At 48.5% G+C, this 16,869-nt stretch carries 14 protein-coding genes; 11 read left to right on the top strand and 3 right to left on the bottom strand.

Annotation, left to right across the window (positions count from 1 at the left end; genetic code table 11):
- Positions 1-7 precede the first annotated feature (7 nt).
- Complete coding sequence (locus DFR60_RS18935; RefSeq protein WP_110324300.1) at positions 8-907, top strand: carbohydrate ABC transporter permease; 900 nt, start codon at positions 8-10, stop codon at positions 905-907.
- A 28-nt stretch (positions 908-935) separates the two neighbouring features.
- Positions 936-2,288 carry a sulfatase-like hydrolase/transferase gene (locus DFR60_RS18930; RefSeq protein WP_110324299.1) on the top strand — a complete coding sequence of 451 codons (1,353 nt, stop codon included), beginning with the start codon at positions 936-938 and terminating at the stop codon, positions 2,286-2,288.
- A 254-nt stretch (positions 2,289-2,542) separates the two neighbouring features.
- Here the strand turns inward: DFR60_RS18930 and DFR60_RS18925 are convergent, their stop codons facing one another.
- Positions 2,543-3,376, bottom strand: coding sequence for a YihY/virulence factor BrkB family protein (locus DFR60_RS18925; RefSeq protein ID WP_110324298.1), 834 nt, complete (start codon positions 3,374-3,376; stop codon positions 2,543-2,545).
- 215 nt (positions 3,377-3,591) lie between these two features.
- Between DFR60_RS18925 and DFR60_RS18920 the strand changes: the two genes are divergently transcribed.
- Both DFR60_RS18920 and DFR60_RS18915 read left to right on the top strand, forming a co-directional pair.
- Complete coding sequence (locus tag DFR60_RS18920; protein WP_110324297.1) at positions 3,592-4,491, top strand: SPL family radical SAM protein; 900 nt, start codon at positions 3,592-3,594, stop codon at positions 4,489-4,491.
- 28 nt (positions 4,492-4,519) lie between these two features.
- Positions 4,520-5,803 carry an MFS transporter gene (locus DFR60_RS18915; RefSeq protein WP_002603786.1) on the top strand — a complete coding sequence of 428 codons (1,284 nt, stop codon included), beginning with the start codon at positions 4,520-4,522 and terminating at the stop codon, positions 5,801-5,803.
- A gap of 68 nt (positions 5,804-5,871) precedes the next feature.
- Here the strand turns inward: DFR60_RS18915 and DFR60_RS18910 are convergent, their stop codons facing one another.
- Complete coding sequence (locus tag DFR60_RS18910) at positions 5,872-6,780, bottom strand: LysR family transcriptional regulator (protein WP_110324296.1); 909 nt, start codon at positions 6,778-6,780, stop codon at positions 5,872-5,874.
- A gap of 280 nt (positions 6,781-7,060) precedes the next feature.
- On the opposite strand from DFR60_RS18910, the gene DFR60_RS18905 reads away from it, so the two are divergent.
- The 3 genes from DFR60_RS18905 to DFR60_RS18895 are packed head-to-tail and all read left to right on the top strand — an operon-like array spanning position 7,061 to position 11,293.
- The gene (locus tag DFR60_RS18905) at positions 7,061-8,791 is read left to right on the top strand and encodes an ABC transporter ATP-binding protein (protein ID WP_110324295.1); all 1,731 of its coding nucleotides are present in this window, start codon (positions 7,061-7,063) and stop codon (positions 8,789-8,791) included.
- Between the two features lies 1 nt (position 8,792).
- Positions 8,793-10,538: an ABC transporter ATP-binding protein gene (locus DFR60_RS18900; protein ID WP_110324294.1), complete on the top strand. Its 1,746-nt coding sequence runs from the start codon at positions 8,793-8,795 to the stop codon at positions 10,536-10,538.
- Between the two features lie 32 nt (positions 10,539-10,570).
- The gene (locus DFR60_RS18895; protein WP_110324293.1) at positions 10,571-11,293 is read left to right on the top strand and encodes a hypothetical protein; all 723 of its coding nucleotides are present in this window, start codon (positions 10,571-10,573) and stop codon (positions 11,291-11,293) included.
- Positions 11,294-11,480: 187 nt separating this feature from the next.
- Here DFR60_RS18895 and DFR60_RS18890 read toward each other — a convergent pair whose 3' ends face one another.
- Positions 11,481-11,966, bottom strand: a complete 486-nt coding sequence (locus tag DFR60_RS18890; RefSeq protein ID WP_110324292.1) for a hypothetical protein — start codon at positions 11,964-11,966, stop codon at positions 11,481-11,483.
- 483 nt (positions 11,967-12,449) lie between these two features.
- Between DFR60_RS18890 and DFR60_RS18885 the strand changes: the two genes are divergently transcribed.
- From DFR60_RS18885 to DFR60_RS18870, 4 genes are all read left to right on the top strand, one after another.
- A complete protein-coding gene (locus DFR60_RS18885; RefSeq protein ID WP_110324291.1) occupies positions 12,450-13,460 on the top strand; it encodes a LacI family DNA-binding transcriptional regulator in 1,011 nt (336 codons plus the stop codon).
- A gap of 145 nt (positions 13,461-13,605) precedes the next feature.
- Positions 13,606-14,553 (top strand): class II fructose-bisphosphate aldolase, encoded by a 948-nt coding sequence (locus tag DFR60_RS18880; protein ID WP_167437648.1) that lies wholly within the window; start codon positions 13,606-13,608, stop codon positions 14,551-14,553.
- Positions 14,550-15,506 (top strand): 1-phosphofructokinase family hexose kinase, encoded by a 957-nt coding sequence (locus DFR60_RS18875; protein ID WP_110324289.1) that lies wholly within the window; start codon positions 14,550-14,552, stop codon positions 15,504-15,506. Before DFR60_RS18880 ends, DFR60_RS18875 begins: the two co-directional genes overlap by 4 nt.
- The gene (locus DFR60_RS18870) at positions 15,503-16,846 is read left to right on the top strand and encodes an ABC transporter substrate-binding protein (protein WP_110324288.1); all 1,344 of its coding nucleotides are present in this window, start codon (positions 15,503-15,505) and stop codon (positions 16,844-16,846) included. The genes DFR60_RS18875 and DFR60_RS18870 overlap by 4 nt, the downstream gene beginning before the upstream one ends.
- The last annotated feature ends 23 nt before the right edge of the window (positions 16,847-16,869 follow it).

The following is a 16,869-nucleotide window of genomic DNA, read 5'->3' as shown; positions in this document are numbered from 1 at the left end:
GCTGGAGATGAAATTATTAAACAAAATAAGGAGCAATCCGGCAGACTCTATTTTTACAATATTCGTATATACGTTTATGATAATGATTACGCTTGTTGTATTATATCCGCTGTTTTTTGTAGTGATTGCCTCGATTAGTGACCCTAATCTGGTTGCCAACGGCAAGGTGTTGTTCTGGCCAAAGGGGATTACGCTGGAGGGGTATAAGTATGTGCTGTCAGATAAAAGAATTTATACGGGATATTATAACACCATCCGGTATACATTTTTCGGTACACTTATCGCTTTGTTTATTACGATTCCTGCAGGGTATGCATTATCGCGGAGAGACATGGCGGGAAGAGGACTGATTATGAAGATGCTGATCATTACCAAATATTTTTCCGGGGGTCTGGTTCCTACGTATCTGGTGGTCAAAGGGCTGCATCTTGTCGATACCCCATATGTGCTGATGATTTTAGGGTCATTTTCTGTATTTAACCTGATTTTATGCCGGACCTTTTTTATGAATACGCTTCCTCTTGAGCTTCAGGAAGCCGCGGAAATTGATGGCTGTGGAATTTTTCGGTATTTTCTATCGATTGTGCTGCCGTTGTCTAAATCGATTGTGGCTATTATGACGCTGTACTATGCGGTAGGGCACTGGAATTCTTTCTTCAACGGCTTAATTTATGTAACTGATAATAAATTGTACCCCCTTCAGCTCATATTGCGGGATATCCTTATTACGGGGCAGATGGTAGATCCCTCCACTATGGATCCGGAATCTTTTGAATTGATGAAACAGATTGCGCGGACCATTAAATACAGTGTAATCATCATATCGTCGGTGCCGGTACTTGCCTTATATCCGTTTGTACAGAAGCATTTTGTGAAGGGGGTTATGATTGGATCGGTAAAAGGATAGATGTATCCGGTGAATGGAAAGGAGACCTATGAAGAATGTTTTGATTATTTATGCGGATCAGCTGCGTCGAGATGTGCTCAGCTGCTATGGCGGGAGAGAAATCCTGACACCAAATATTGATTTAATTGCAAAAGAAGGGGTTTTGTTGGAGGAATGTTATACATCCAGCGCTGTGTGTACGCCCTCCAGAGGCTGTCTCATGACGGGACGATATCCGCACCATAACGGGGCAATCCGTAACGGTGTTCCGGTAGGTATGGCGGAACATGGCTTTGCGGAGGCATTTGTCAGATCAGGCTATGAAACCTGTTATACCGGAAAATGGCATCTAGCAGGCCATAGGGAGTTGGGGGAAGCGCTGGGGGAATATAATCCGCTTGGCTTCGAAAAGTGGAAGTATAAAATTGAGATCGGGCACTGCAAATCGATTAGGGAAGAGAATGGAACCGTGATACCGGGGGAAGAGGTTGGCGATAGTCAGTCGTATACCACGGACTGGCTGGCAGATGAGGCCATAAAATGTCTGGAAGAGCGTGATGCGAATAAACCGTTTCTCCATATGGTGAGTATACCGGACCCTCATCAGCCTTACAGTGTGAGATCCCCCTATAACAAGATGTTTGATCCGCTTAACGTAGAGATTCCGGTAACATTTTACGAGAAAGACCTCCCGGACTGGGCGGAGTTTGATGAGTGGGGAAGAAATCATTATTTTCCAAGAGGGCTGTTTGAACGGGAAGGCCATCTGCGGAGGATGAAAGCCCTCTATTTGGGAATGGTGAAGTGCGTTGATGATAATGTGGGGAAAATCCTCCATTATTTGAAAGAGAATGAGTTATGGGCCAATACTATAATCGTATTTACCACGGATCACGGAGAGTATATGGGAGAACATGGGCTGATGGAGAAGAATAATTTGTATGAAAGCGTATACCATCTGCCTATGGTGATTTCCATGCCAGGAGAAGGCTGCCGCGGATCGGTGAATCATACATATTTTAATGCTGTGGATTTCGGGGTGACACTGGCCGGTCTGGCAGGAATTCCATATACTTTTGAGACAGATGGCTGTGATTGGTCTTCCTGCCTTCTAAATGGCAAAGAGGGAGGCGTCAGGGAAACGTATATTCATCCCAGTGATGTACCCCGTACCGGTATTATTACAGCGAATTATGAACTGGCTTATGTGGGGGAGGGCTGGAACGGAGGAAATTTTAAGGGCCACATACTGTTTGACCGGAAGGAAGATCCAATGCAGCAGGATAACCTGTATGGAAATCCGAATTATGATGATGTGGTAAAAGAACTGCTGGAAAAGATCAGAAAACACCATCAGAAGTATGGGACACCGCAGGAGGCGCTTCCGTTAGAGGTATTGTAGCTGGGAATTAGATTCGAGTGCGAAGTTTTCCACGTAAGTCAAGAACAGGCGGGATGCCGCCTGGCCTTGACTTATTAATCTTCTCTAACAGGAGAGTCGTTCCTCGTACATGAGGCCTGGCTCCCGGAAACCTGATTTGTCTACTTAACATCTATTAGTGACTGTTTGTATCCTGGGATTTTCAACGATTATATAGACCGTTCTAATTCTAAACTTTCCTGCATACAGCCCGGATTTCTGATTTTAATTGACGATCAACCGGACTTTTTCTGCTCCTTCCAGTCCCCCGAATAAAAATAATTAATTTCCGCTCCAAGAAACAGTATACAGATACACACATACAGCCACAGCATCAGCAACACAATAGCCGTAAGGCTCCCGTACATAACAGAGAAATTGCTGAAATTGTTAAAATAAATGGAAAAGGCAAATGAAAATGCGATCCAACCCAGTGTGGAGAAAATGGCGCCGGGCAGCTGCTTTTTAAAATGCTGCTTCTTTTCCGGCACATACGTATAGAGGAAAGTGAAGCAGATCGTCAGGATCAGAAGGAGCACGGTTCGAAAGCTGATAACGTAATGGGTGATCTCTGCAATGACCGGAAAATGGCCCTCAACAAAACCCTGAATCGAACTTCCAAGAACCAGAAGTACCAGTGTCAGTATACAGATAAGCATAAACACAATCGTATAACCGGCGCAGATCATCCTTGTCACCACGTAATTTCGCTTCTTCTGTTTCCCGAATACACGGTTCAGTCCGCGCTCGATGCTCAGCATGCCGCGGGAGGCCGACCAGATGGCGGCGATTGCCGTTACGGATAAAACGGTAGCGGGAGAGTTGGTATAGATATTTTCGACGACGCTGAAGACCAGGCTCTTTAGGTTGGCCGGTACCAGACTTGTAATTACCTGCAGCAGGTTGGACTTTGTTATCGTTGGTATCAACTGGATCATAGCCATCAGCAGCATGATGAACGGAAATGCCGCGATGATGGTAAAAAAAGACGCCTGAGCCGCGTAAACAGTCATTTCATCCTTGCTGAATTTGTCGTAGATCTGTTTGCCTCGCAGTATTAATCCAATCATGATATCCCCTTTTTGTTAATGATATAACTAAAATATTACCATGACCGCAAAAAAATATCAAGCGAGACACCGGAATTTCAAATCAGGTTATCGGCAAAAGCATTTTAACAGTCCGGATTATTTTGAAAAACAAACTATTTTTCGAAAATAAGTTGCCCTACCGTACTGCATTTGATAGAATGGTACTAATGGAATCAATCAGAAAGGGAGCGCGTATGGAATATATACCGGCGAAAACCATCGTGACGAAGACGAAGAGCTCCGAATGGTTCGGCATCGATTATAATATGAATATTTATAAAGGCTGCTGCCATGGCTGTATCTACTGCGACAGCCGGTCTTCCTGCTATCGGATCGAACGGTTTGACACGGTGCGGGCCAAGGAAGACGCCCTTCGGATTGTCCGGGATGATCTGCGGCGGAAGGTGAAGACCGGAGTGGTAGGCACCGGAGCCATGAGTGATCCCTATAATCCATTTGAAAAGGAGCTGGAGCTGACCAGACATGCGCTGGAGCTGGTGGACGCCTTCGGCTTCGGAGCAGGGATTGCCACGAAAAGCACTCTTTTAAAAAGGGATGCGGATATTTTAGAGAGCATAAAAGAGCATTCGCCTGTAATCTTAAAAGTGACGGTGACGACTGCGGATGATGAGCTGGCGGGGAAGATCGAACCCGGCGTGCCGTCCTCGACCGAGCGGTTTGAACTGATCGATTACTTAAGCTCCAGAGGGCTGTTTACCGGTATTCTGCTGATGCCGGTCCTTCCATTTCTGGAAGACAGTCCGGAAAATATTACGGCTGTCGTGAGAATGGCCCATGAGGCGGGAGCTTCTTTTATTTATGCGGCTTTTGGTGTGACGCTCCGTGATAATCAGAGGGAGTGGTACTATGATAAGCTGGGGCAGCTGTTTCCGGAGCGGGATCTGGCAGCGGAATACAGAAAACGGTACGGAGAACGCTACGAATGCCGGAGTCCGGCGGCAAGGCGGCTCTGGGCCATATTCGCGGCAGAGTGTGAGAAATACGGGATTCTGTACCGCATGAAGGACATTATTCACGGGTATAAGAAGAATTACGAAAACAGCCAGATGAGTCTGTTTGATTTTCTGCAGTGAAAACAGAGAAAGTGAGAGGAAACCTTACATGGGACAGGAGAAAAAAGAAAAGCTTACAAAAATGGAGATAGACTGGATTCTGTACGATGTAGGAAATTCCGCATTCGTGCTGCTTGCGACGACGATTTTGCCCATTTACTTTAATTATCTGGCGGGACTGGAGGGCGTCTCCGAGGTGGATTATCTGGCCTATTGGGGATATGCAGCCTCGATTGCTACGCTGCTGGTGGCCTTTATCGGACCGGTCTGCGGCGCCATTGCCGATACGAAGGGGTATAAGAAACCGATATTTATGATCTGTATGATGGTGGGCGTTCTGGGATGTGCCGCACTTGCCATACCAAAATCCTGGATTGTATTTTTGGTGGTATTTGTGATTGCAAAGGTGGGCTACTCTGCGAGTCTGGTGTTCTACGATTCCATGCTTCCGGATATCACGACGCCGGAACGTCTGGACGCGGTGTCCTCTCATGGGTTTGCATGGGGGTATATCGGAAGCTGTGTTCCGTTTGTGTTCAGCCTTGTGTTTGTTCTGTTCTATGAAAAGATCGGCATCACTATGGTGACTGCCATGGTGATTGCGCTCATCATCAACGCCCTGTGGTGGTTCCTGGTGACGGTGCCCCTGCTCCGCCACTACAAACAGGTTCACTATACGGGCAACGCGGAGTCGGGACGCGGAGTGGTGAAGGAGAGCCTGCGCCGCCTGGGGCATACGCTTCTTGATTTGAAGAATCATAAAAAGATCTTTGTTTTCATGATTGCATACTTCTTCTATATTGACGGGGTCTATACCATTATCGAGATGGCTACGGCTTATGGAAGCTCTTTGGGGCTCAATTCCCAGGGACTTTTGCTGGCGCTTCTTTTAACTCAGATCGTAGCGTTCCCATTTGCGCTGTTGTTCGGCAAAGCGGCGAAGAAGTACAGGACGGAAAAACTCATCCGCCTGTGTATTCTTGCATACCTTTGTATTGCGCTTTATGCGATTCAGCTGGATAAGCAGTATGAGTTCTGGGTGCTGGCTGTTTGCGTCGGCATGTTCCAGGGGGCGATCCAGGCGCTGTCACGGTCGTATTTTGCCAGAATCATTCCGCCTGAGAAATCGGGAGAATTTTTCGGTATTTTTGATATCTGCGGAAAGGGCGCTTCTTTCATGGGAACGGCTCTGATGGGATTATTCGCTCAGATTACGGGAAAGAGCAACGGCGGTGTTGCGATTCTGGCCGTGATGTTTCTCATCGGATTCTTCGTGTTTGGGAAGGCTGTGAAGCTTAACGGCAGTGGTGGGCATATATCCCCACTGACATGAGGTCAAGCTTATCTGGAAACCAGATAAAAGACAGCAACGCTGTCTGTCATTATGAGCGATATATGGGCTCATAATGTGGATTGAAATAAACACACTCTAGAGTGCGCTTCAAAATAAGTTACAAATTCTTTGGCTATGTTTGAAACATAGCCATTTTTTTTATATATGGCGGTCATGCGGGTGACGGTTTCCGGAGAATCGATAATCCGGACTGTCAGGCCTTCGGCCGGCCTCATGCTGCTGATGGATTCCGGCACCAGGGCTACGCCTAAGCCGGCGCCAGCCCATTGGAGACACGTCCTGGCGTCGTCATTGCGGCAGAAGATATTAGGTGCTGCGCCGATATTCTGGAACGCCATGGATATGATAGCGTCAAAGCGCCGATAATAGATGAGAGGCTTTCCGGCCAGGTCTGTAAGACGGATTGTGCCGCCTGGGATCGCGTCAAACCAGGAGGAAACTCCGACTGCCGTAAGCGGTTCTTCTGATCCGAAGACACAGTGAAAACCGTCAGTATTAAACGGTGTTCGAACCACAGCACATTCGATGATGCCGTTTTTCAGCTTTTCCAGAAGCTCGTAAGTGTTCCCCTCGGAGATTTCAAAACGAACATTGGGATGAAGCCGGCAGAAGCCCGGCAGGATGCTGTCCGCCAGAAAGCTGCCGGAGGAGGAGATCGTTCCCAGCTTTAAGATTCCCTTCGATGAGGATGGGAAATTCTGGAGCTCATCAGCGGCCGTATCCATCATGGACAGGATATCCTTAGCCCGGGAATAGAGATAGGAACCGGCCTCGGTAAGCTCGGCCTTCCTTGCCCCGCGGGTCAGAAGACGGACGCCTAAGTCTTCCTCCAGCATCATGATCTGCTTGCTGAGCGGCGGCTGAGACAGCCCCAGCTTTTTTGCTGCCGCCGTAAAACTGCCCGTTTCCGCAATCACTGTAAAATAATAGAGCTGCCTTGAATTCATCTGTCCCATGGAATACACCTCTTTAATAGGAGCACTCTCGTAAACTCTCCTGCACCCAGCTTTGCGGCTGATTTTCCGCCAGCTGCACCCAAATTTAATCAACGTACGCGCCGCGTACGCCTCATAAATTCGTGCACACCTGACAAAAAATCATCTCACAAAGCCGGGTACAAAGAGTTTACGAGAGTACTCATTATTTTTCTGCAATAGATACTTGTAATATTATACCAGAATGCTATAATATTACAATGAATTATTCTAAAAACATATGAATCCGGAGGAAGGATAAATGAAAAAACTCCTGAAATACTTAAGGGAATACCGGCTGGAAAGCTTCTTAGGGCCGTTATTTAAGCTTCTGGAGGCCAGTTTTGAGCTGATGGTGCCTCTTGTGATGGCGAAAGTAATCGATGTCGGAATTAAGACACAGGACCTCCCCTATATCTTAAAAATGGGCGGAATTCTGGTGCTTCTTGGTGTTGTGGGGCTGGTCTGTTCCATCACGGCCCAGTATTTTGCTGCAAAGGCGGCCGCGGGATTCGGTACGGCACTGCGAAATGACCTGTTCTCCCACATCGGCAGCCTCTCCTATGCGGAGCTCGATAAGGCGGGGACGGCCACGTTAATCACCCGCATGACGAGTGACGCAAACCAGGTACAGTCAGGAGTTAATTTGTTTTTACGCCTCTTTTTGAGGTCTCCTTTCATCGTGTTCGGGGCCATGGCCATGGCCTTTACCATCGATGTGAAGGCGGCTCTGATTTTTGTCGTTGTCATACCGGTGCTGTCCGTGGTTGTATTTGGCATCATGTTAATCAGCATGCCTCTCTATAAAAAGGTACAGCGGCAGCTGGACCGCGTGCTTCTGACCGCCAGGGAAAATCTAAGCGGCGTCCGGGTGATCCGGGCATTTAACCGGCAGGAGGATGAAGGCCGCCGGTTTGATGAGGAAAACGGAAAGCTGGTGAAAATCCAGGTGTTTGTCGGGAAGATTTCCTCCCTTTTAAATCCGCTTACCTATGTGATTATCAACCTGGGCATTATTGTGCTGATACAGACCGGAGCGAAGGAAGTGAACCGCGGGATTATCACTCAGGGCGAGGTGGTGGCTCTGGTGAACTACATGTCCCAGATTCTGGTGGAGCTGGTGAAGCTGGCCAATCTCATTATCACCATTTCCAAAGCGCTGGCCTGCGCGAACCGGATCAGCGCCGTGTTCGAGCAGAAGCCGGGAATCACGGAGAAGAACCATACGTGTCTGGAAGCCGGCGAGGGCGCTCCGGCGGTAGAATTTAAAGATATGACATTTACCTATGACGGAGCGAGGGAACCGGCCTTAAGCAACCTCTCATTTTCCGTGACGAAAGGGCAGACCGTGGGGATCATCGGCGGTACGGGATCGGGTAAATCGACGCTTGTCAATCTGATTCCCCGTTTCTACGATGCGACGGAGGGCGGGGTATTGGTGGACGGCCACGATGTCAGGGAGTATCCGCTGGATCAGCTGCGCGGCAAGGCGGGGGTCGTTCCGCAGAAGGCGGTGTTATTCCACGGGACACTGCGGGAGAACATGCAGTGGGGAAAGAAAAACGCCACAGACGATGAGATCTATGAAGCGCTTAAGACGGCTCAGGCCCTTGAATTCGTGGAAGAAAAGGCCGAGGGACTGGAGCTCTACATCCAGGCCGGCGGCAAGAACCTATCCGGCGGGCAGAGACAGCGCCTCACGATTGCCAGAGCGCTGGTCAGGAAACCGGAGATCCTGATCATGGATGACAGCGCGTCGGCCCTGGATTTTGCTACGGACGCCAGACTTCGGAAGGCCATTAAGGAGAGAACACAGGATATGACTGTATTCATCGTATCCCAGCGTGCAACCACGATCCGGAACGCGGATCAGATTGTCGTCCTGGATGACGGCGCCATGGTGGGATGCGGAACCCATAAGGAGCTGTTTGAAAACTGTGAGATTTACCGGGAAATCTGTCTGTCCCAGCTTTCGAAGGAGGAGGTGCAGTAGGATGAATATGAAAAAGCATAAAACGACCATACGGCGGATTCTCTCCAGCATCGGCCGGTATAAATGGGGCGTCCTGGCTTCACTGGCCTGTGCATTGATCACGGTGGTCCTGACTCTCTATGTGCCGATTTTGACCGGTAAAGCCATTGACTGCATTCTTGCACCGGGAAATGTGGATTTTGCCGTTATGGGCGGAATTCTCATGAAGATTGGCGTCATTATCCTGGTTACCGCGGTGTCCCAGTGGCTTATGAGCCATATCAACAATATCATCACATACCGTGTGGTAAAGGATATCCGGGTCCGGGCGTTTGCAAAGGTGGAAAGCCTGCCGCTCAAATACATCGATTCCCATTCCCACGGCGATATCATCAGCCGCCTGATTGCCGACATCGACCAGTTTTCCGATGGACTTTTGATGGGATTTACGCAGCTGTTTACAGGTATCCTTACGATTTTAGGAACCCTTATTTTCATGTTTACAATCAATCCGGCCATAGCGGTTGTCGTAATTTTGGTTACCCCGGTCTCTCTGTTTGTGGCAAGCTTTATTGCAAAGAGGACTTACACCATGTTCCGGAAACAATCGCAGACGAGGGGCGAACTCACCTCCCTTGTGGAAGAAATGCTTGGCAGCCAGAAGGTGGTTTTAGCATTTGGCTATGAGTCGGAGGCTCAGTCCCAGTTCGAGGAAATTAACGAGCGCCTGCGGGTGTGGGGACTTAAGGCTACATTTTTTTCTTCCATTACCAATCCGGCTACCCGGTTCGTCAACAGCCTGGTGTACGCCAGCGTGGGAATTGCAGGGGCGTTTGCGGCTATTTCCGGTTATTTGTCGGTGGGGCAGCTCTCCAGCTTTTTAAGCTATGCAAACCAGTATACGAAGCCATTTAATGAGATTTCCGGCGTGGTGACGGAGCTTCAGAACGCATTGGCCTCGGCGGCCCGCGTCTTTGAACTGATCGATGAGGAGCCACAGATTCCGGATGCGCCGGATGCAGCCGTCCTGTCGGAGGTAAAAGGGGAAGTGTCTCTGAGCGATGTGAATTTCTCCTATGATCCGGAAATACCGCTGATCGAGAATATGAATCTGGAAGTAAAACCGGGGCAGCGTGTCGCCATCGTGGGGCCGACGGGATGCGGAAAGAGTACGGTCATCAACCTGCTCATGCGTTTCTACGATGTGGATTCCGGTTCGATTCAAGTGGATGGAACCGATGTGCGGGAGATTACGAGAAAGAGCTTAAGAACGAGCTACGGCATGGTCCTCCAGGAAACATGGTTGAAATCCGGCACAATTCGTGATAATATCGCATATGGAAGGCCGGAAGCGACGGATGAGGAAGTGGTCAAAGCGGCGAAGGAGGCTCATGCCCACAGCTTTATCAAACGAATGAAGGATGGGTACGATACGGTTATCTCTGAGGACGGAAGCAATTTGTCCCAGGGACAGAAGCAGCTCCTGTGCATAGCGCGCGTGATGCTGTGTCTGCCGCCCATGCTGATTCTTGACGAGGCCACGTCTTCCATTGATACGAGAACTGAGATACGGATTCAGAAGGCATTTTCCAAGATGATGGAAGGCAGGACCAGCTTTATCGTGGCCCACCGTCTTTCTACCATAAGGGAGGCAGATGTAATTCTGGTCATGCGGGACGGCCATATCATTGAGCAGGGGACTCATGAGAGTCTGCTTGAGAAGAACGGTTTCTATGCGGAACTGTACAACAGCCAGTTTGCCGTATGATCGGATCAGACAGGACAGAGGTGATTGGACAAATGAAAAAAACAGGACACTACGCGGCTTTTATAGGGTTTTTCATGGCGGCCGCGCTAACGGCGACCGCCTGCGGTGCTTCAGCGAAAGCACCGGATGTGAGCAGCGTCGGCGGCGGATCAGAGACGGCTGCTGACAGCGCCGTCGGTGGAACAGAGGCTGCTGCGTCAGATGCGGATCATGCAGGAAAGAACGGTGCGGGAGCGGATACGACAGAAGCGTCGGGCGGTGCCGCGGGATTTCAAAAGATCGACACGGCGGATAAGGGGAACTCCGGGGATACAGCTGCCGCGGGCAGCGGGGCCGGGCAGGCACAGCCCATAACAGGTGCGGCGCCGGCAGACGGAGAGGTGCTTTCCGGCATACCGATCGATACAGAGAAGTCGGAAGCGGTTTCCATATACTATGGCTCTGTGTGTTATTCGTTCTTCAGCGAGGAAAAAGACAGGATTAAAGCGGTGGCCGACTTATTTACAGGCTTCTCCTTAGAGGAGGTCCCGAACGGCCAGCTGGACGAGGCAACTACGTACCAGATATATTTTTCGGCGGATACAGAACAGATTGCAGCCATAAACGTGGATAAGAGTGGGATGTTCTATATTCCGGAGGAGAAGAAGTTCTATAAGGTGAAGGCGGGAACCTTCCGCTTTGATACGCTGGATGAGATTTATAAGGACAGTATGTATGCGGATGGGTTTGATGAGAATCAGTGTTTGATTCAATAGAAAGAGCGGATCAGCCATAAAAAAAGTACAGAGAACATCGTCGGTTACATAAGTGAAGATGTTCTCTGTACTTTTCTTTTTAGATCATATTTGCAAATTCTTCGATGGTGTTTCGCTTTTATAGCAAGCCTGAGCCAACGCTTTAAATCTGTCAAACAACATACTATTGGTCTTAACTTTTCTGTCGTTATAAAGCTGACTTACGTACATTAACCTCTGCACAGACCAGACCGGCTATATGCTCCGCTGTTTCATTTGTCAGCAGGAAAAACATTCCGTCATTACGGCATTTTTTATGTGTATCGCCATTCAAGGCATAGATAAAACCTTTAACACAGGTATCACTACAAGCATTAGGGTCAATCAATCTCTTGCAGTCACGGGAAGTAGTCATTTTCTTTTGCATATCAGCAGGCAGAGAAGCGATTGTATCCTCATACTTACCAGCATTGTCACCGTAAATCCGTGCCAAAATACCAGACTTGCGAAACACCCAGTTCATCACTGTTTTCTTCTCTAGTTGATATGAAGCAGTATAACCGCTTTTTGCTTCCTTAATTACAAGAGCACATCCCTGTTCAATAAGTTTGGTATTAAGTTTCTCGACAAACGCTTGGTGTTCTGGCGCAACTGCCGATAGAAATTCTTTAAATGAACCCTTTTCTTTTGCCATTATCTTTTTCCTCCACAATTTTCGATTTGTCGTTCTGCGCCTTATCCGCCTAAAGCGTACAACATATAACCCGGTTTTTTTATTCTAATATATGCGCGTGAAAATGTCAAACGGCTCATTTCGTTTCATTACTTCAAACTACGGTTTATAACCCTGTTGGTTCACTTGGGCACCATTCGGGCACCAATTTACCCGTTTCAGGATTGTATCATATACAACGTTAATGCTGATTTTATGGGCTTTCCCGGCTGAAAATAATATTTTATATACCCTAAATATTTACTATTTTTTATATGGCTTAAGTATAGTGGACATTGTTAAAATATGCAGCTTCAAAAGACAACAGAGATGATGACCACTGCAGCAGGGATGGAGCAAGGAGCAGCAACCGTCTGTAAACAGAAAATTAAAAAATCATATTGACAAGTGGAGTGGAGCTGGTTATAATAAACATAGAAATCGTTTTCTGTAGGAGCGTGCGATGTGAAAAATGTTACGATAAAAGAAGTGGCAGCCCACGCGGGTATGTCCATAACCACCGTGTCGCGGGCACTCAATAATAATTATCCGGTGAGTGCGGAAGCCAGGGAGAAGATTGAGAGAGCGGTAGCTGAACTGGGATACAGGCCGAACCTGGTGGCCAGAAGTTTGAAAAGCAATAATACCGGTATCATAGGTCTGGTGGTGGCGGATATTTCGAACCGTTTCTTCATGAAGGCAGCGAGAAAGCTGGAAGATGTCGTTTCCGCTCAGGGTTATCAGATTATTTATGCGAGCAGCGACGGAAACGTGGAGAAGGAACATCAGATTCTCTCTATGTTTGAGGAGCGCTGTGTGGATGCGCTGGTGATCGCTTCTTCCGACAGCAGTTCCTCTCATTTAAACAATATTGCCGGGAATGGAACGCCGGTTATTGCAATCGACCGTAAGGTTCCGGGGCTTCAGGCAGATATTGTGGTGGAGGACAACCGGGATTCTTCTTACCAGCTGGTGGAGGCGCTGATACAGAAAGGTCACACGGAGATTGCAGTCAACAATGTATTGATGAATATCAGTTCTGGTAAGGAACGACTGGAAGGCGTCCGCATGGCGATGCAGGCCTATGGACTGCCTCTGAGAGAGGAATGGGTCAGCAGAGGCGGCTTTACCAGTGACGACGCCAGGCAGTGGGTGAAGCAGATCTTTGCCGGAAATGGGTTAAAGCCAACAGCAGTATTTTGTGCTAATAATGTGATGACAGAAGGTACTCTGCTGGCATTGGAGGAACTGAATCTCCGGATTCCAGAAGACGTATCGGTGGTCTCGTTTGGCGAATTGCCGATGCACCAGTTGATTCAGCCTCAGATTGAATCTGTGGTTCAGGATCCATTCCGGATCGGGCAGCTGGCAGGAGAGCTGGTCTTAATGAGGCTGAAGGGGGAGAAGGAGGATTTCTGCCATTATGAACTGCCTCTGAAGTTAAAACATGGTAATTCAATTCGGAGCCTTAGCTGAGAAATATTTTCAGATAGAGGTGCGCCGGAACAGGGAAGGAAAGAACGGAGCAGAAGAGATTCAGTGGACTCCGGTTTTCCTTCCCATAGGAACCCATTATTTTTTTAAATTAATAGAAAACGTTTTCTATAAAAGGAGGCAAATAATGATTGTTCAATTGGATCAGCTGTACGTAGATGCCATGAAACGCCGTTACATTGTGGGAGCGTTTAATGTATTTAACTATGACAGTCTGTGTGCGGTGCTGGAAGCGGCGGAGGAAGAGCAGTCGCCTGTCATACTTCAGGTGTCCATGGGGGCACGGAAATACGTTCCGGATTTCAGGCAGTTTATAGAGGTGATGAAGATTGCCGCTTTAAGTGTATCGGTTCCTGTAGGAATCAATCACGATCACTGTCCGACGGCAGAAGCAGCTATGCAGGCGGTTGATGCAGGTGTGGGAGGGGTCATGTTTGATGGATCCCATCTTACCTTTGAAGAGAATGTACGGTTTACAAGGGAAGTCGTGGAATATGCCCATGCAAGGGGTGTCTGTGTGGAAGCGGAGCTGGGACGTCTGCCTGGATTCGAGGACGAAATCTTTGCAGATCATGTGGAATTTACAAATCCGGACGCTGCGAAGCGATTCGTTGCTCTGACCGGCTGTGACAGCCTGGCTGTGTCGGCCGGAACCTCACACGGCGGAGTAAAGGCGGCAGAAAATCTGCCTCTGCATATGGAAGTTCTGGAACGGATTCAGGCTGAACTGCCAGGCTTTCCGTTGGTATTACACGGAGCAGCTTCCCTTCCCCTGCATCTGATTGAATATGTAAACGAACAGGGCGGCCGTGTGGAGGTGATGAAAAACTGCAGTGAGAGCAGTATACGCCGGTCCGCAGAATATGGAGTTTGCAAGGCCAATATGGATGTGGACAATTTCCTTGCATTTACCGGTGCGGTGCGCAGAGTTCTTAGGGAACAGCCCGATAAATACGATCCCCGCGTCTATTTAAAACAGGGAAAGGATGCGTGGAAGGAAGAGGTCATGTGGAAAATGAGTCAGGTGACGGGGAGCTCTGGGCACAACTGGGTGAAAGAGGGGGTGAGTCAATGATTCGGGCAATCTGTTTAAACCCGGTAATCGACCGATCTTACCATGTCAATGGTTTTGAACCGGGAAAAAAATACTTCCACCTGTTGAGAGAGGTATCTATAGGAGGGAAAGGTATCAATGTCGCCAAGGTATGCAAACAGTGCGGGGAGCCTGTGGCTCTGTACGGATTTATCGCTGGCAGTAACGGAAGAATGATCCGGGCCTTTATGGAAAAGGAAGGGATCGATGCCTGTCTGATCGAGATAAACGGCAATACGAGAGAGACGATTAATATCATCGATCTGGAACAGGGAAGAGAGTCCGAACTGGTTGAGCAGGGGCCGACCGTAGAGAAGAGGCAGGTGGAGCAGCTGCTGTGCCGGCTTCGGGAGGACTTGCAGAGAGACGATATTGTGATCTGCTCCGGTATGACAATTGAAGGCGCGCCGGATAGCCTGTACAGTGAAATAAGTGCAATGTGTCAATGGAAGGAAGCCAGATGCTTTCTGGATACAAACAGCGTAACCGTAGAACAATTGAGAAAAGACGGTTATTATTTTTATAAACCCAATATGCAGGAATTATTTGAACTGTTTGGAATGGAACCGGTGTCCGACCGGACGGCAGTGAGGAAGCTGGCTTTACAGCTTGTTCAGGATGGCGTGGCTTATGTGTTGGTCTCCCTGGGATCGGAGGGCGGAATACTGGCCGGAAGGGAGGGCTGCTGGGAAGCGGTTATTCCCAGTGTATCAGTAACTTCCACCATAGGAAGCGGGGATTCGACGGTAGCAGGATTTGCCATAGGCCTGAGAAAGAGCTGGAGCATGGAAGAGATATTTCGTTTTTCCATGGCCTGCGGCATCGCCAATGCCATGGAGAAGCAGGTGGGAAGAGTGGATCCGGAGCGGCTGGAAATCATAAAAAATGAAATAAGAATAAAGAATATACCAAACAAGGAGGTTTCGTATCTATGAAAAAACGAGGGTTAGCAATGGGGATTGCCGTAGTATTGGGGTGTATGTCACTGACTGGCTGCGGTGGAAGCAGTAACGAAACAAAAAACGGGGAAACAGCAGAAACGACGATGAGCGGGGCGGAGGCAAAAGAAGAGGGAGAAATCGAGCTGACGATGATGGGAGGCGCCCATCTCGTATCCGTGGCAGAAATTGTACTCCGGGATTATTTGACAGAACATCCAAATGTGAAGATCAATTTTGAAAAATACTCCTATGCGGAATATCCGACAAAAATGAAGCTTCAGCTGTCAAACGATGAAAGTACGCCGGATATCATGATTGTACATGATCTGTATGCGCCGCAGTTTGCCAAGGCGGGGTATCTCGTGGATCTCTCAGATATGTTTACGGAGGGAGAGGTGCTTCCAGTCATGGATCCGGTAATCATGGATGGAAAAGTATATGGAATACCCAATCAGGTGACTAACCAGTATGTATTTATGTACAGACAGGATATCTATGACGAACTGGGACTGACTACGCCGAAAACCTTTGACGATTATTTTAACCAGGCGGTAATGCTGAAGGAAAACGGTTACTATGCGGGTGCATTTGATCCGGCGGACAGCGGCTGCAACGAGGTATTTCAGAATTTCATCTATATGCTGGGAGGCCAGGTCCTGGATTCAGAGGGCAATGTGTCTCTGGACAAGGGGAAGGAAGCTCTGGAACTGATGAAAAAATGCTACGACGCCGGGATCTGGCATACGAGCCAGCAGGGCAACAGCGAGGCATACTGGACTGCTTTCAATGCCGGCAAGATCGCCGCGTTTCCATCTGTCGCAGCACATGCTGCTTACTATGTGACGAACGTAGACCCAAATGGTCAGGGCGGTTACGGTCATCTGGCGATTGCAGAACCGATGAAATTCGCGGAAAATGGAAGAGAGACGTATATCAACAATACGGAGTACTATACGATCAATAAAAATACGAAACACTTAGAGGCAGCAAAAGATGTAGTCCGTTATCTTGCACTTACGAAAGAGGCGGCTGAGAAGTTTTCCAATGTAAACGAAGATGGAGTTATGGCGCAGTATGCAACCGGCTGCATGGAAGGAATCCGCGCCATCGCGGCAAGCAGAGATAACGGCTGGGAGGCGTTCGGCGGAGAACCTGTGGTTTCAGAGCTGGCTGAGATCCTTCTGAATACGGATCCTGATATCCCATTCGTAGACGAGAGAAGCAACGAGATGAACAATGTGCTGTCTGAGATAATCGGAGAGATGTTCTTAAACGGTGTATACACACCAGAAACTGCGGTTGAGGTCATGAAACAGAAATTAAATGACATCTGATAGATTTGACCGGTTTGGAGGCT

Origin of the sequence: Hungatella effluvii (genome assembly GCF_003201875.1) — a bacterium.
GTDB classification, from domain to species: Bacteria; Bacillota; Clostridia; order Lachnospirales; family Lachnospiraceae; genus Hungatella; species Hungatella effluvii.
The sequence above is the reverse complement of the archived record's forward strand: the minus strand, read 5'-3'. Positions and strand labels throughout refer to the sequence as shown.

What these genes read in the sequence shown, in the direction of transcription:
- DFR60_RS18910 (WP_110324296.1), bottom strand. Translation starts at nt 6,780, where the DNA reads ATGGGACAGATGAATTCAAGGCAGCTCTATTATTTTACAGTGATTGCG.
- DFR60_RS18920 (WP_110324297.1), top strand. Translation starts at nt 3,592, where the DNA reads ATGGAATATATACCGGCGAAAACCATCGTGACGAAGACGAAGAGCTCC.
- DFR60_RS18915 (WP_002603786.1), top strand. Translation starts at nt 4,520, where the DNA reads ATGGGACAGGAGAAAAAAGAAAAGCTTACAAAAATGGAGATAGACTGG.
- DFR60_RS18890 (WP_110324292.1), bottom strand. Translation starts at nt 11,966, where the DNA reads ATGGCAAAAGAAAAGGGTTCATTTAAAGAATTTCTATCGGCAGTTGCG.
- DFR60_RS18875 (WP_110324289.1), top strand. Translation starts at nt 14,550, where the DNA reads ATGATTCGGGCAATCTGTTTAAACCCGGTAATCGACCGATCTTACCAT.
- DFR60_RS18925 (WP_110324298.1), bottom strand. Translation starts at nt 3,376, where the DNA reads ATGATTGGATTAATACTGCGAGGCAAACAGATCTACGACAAATTCAGC.
- DFR60_RS18870 (WP_110324288.1), top strand. Translation starts at nt 15,503, where the DNA reads ATGAAAAAACGAGGGTTAGCAATGGGGATTGCCGTAGTATTGGGGTGT.
- DFR60_RS18935 (WP_110324300.1), top strand. Translation starts at nt 8, where the DNA reads ATGAAATTATTAAACAAAATAAGGAGCAATCCGGCAGACTCTATTTTT.
- DFR60_RS18895 (WP_110324293.1), top strand. Translation starts at nt 10,571, where the DNA reads ATGAAAAAAACAGGACACTACGCGGCTTTTATAGGGTTTTTCATGGCG.
- DFR60_RS18900 (WP_110324294.1), top strand. Translation starts at nt 8,793, where the DNA reads ATGAATATGAAAAAGCATAAAACGACCATACGGCGGATTCTCTCCAGC.
- DFR60_RS18905 (WP_110324295.1), top strand. Translation starts at nt 7,061, where the DNA reads ATGAAAAAACTCCTGAAATACTTAAGGGAATACCGGCTGGAAAGCTTC.
- DFR60_RS18930 (WP_110324299.1), top strand. Translation starts at nt 936, where the DNA reads ATGAAGAATGTTTTGATTATTTATGCGGATCAGCTGCGTCGAGATGTG.
- DFR60_RS18880 (WP_167437648.1), top strand. Translation starts at nt 13,606, where the DNA reads ATGATTGTTCAATTGGATCAGCTGTACGTAGATGCCATGAAACGCCGT.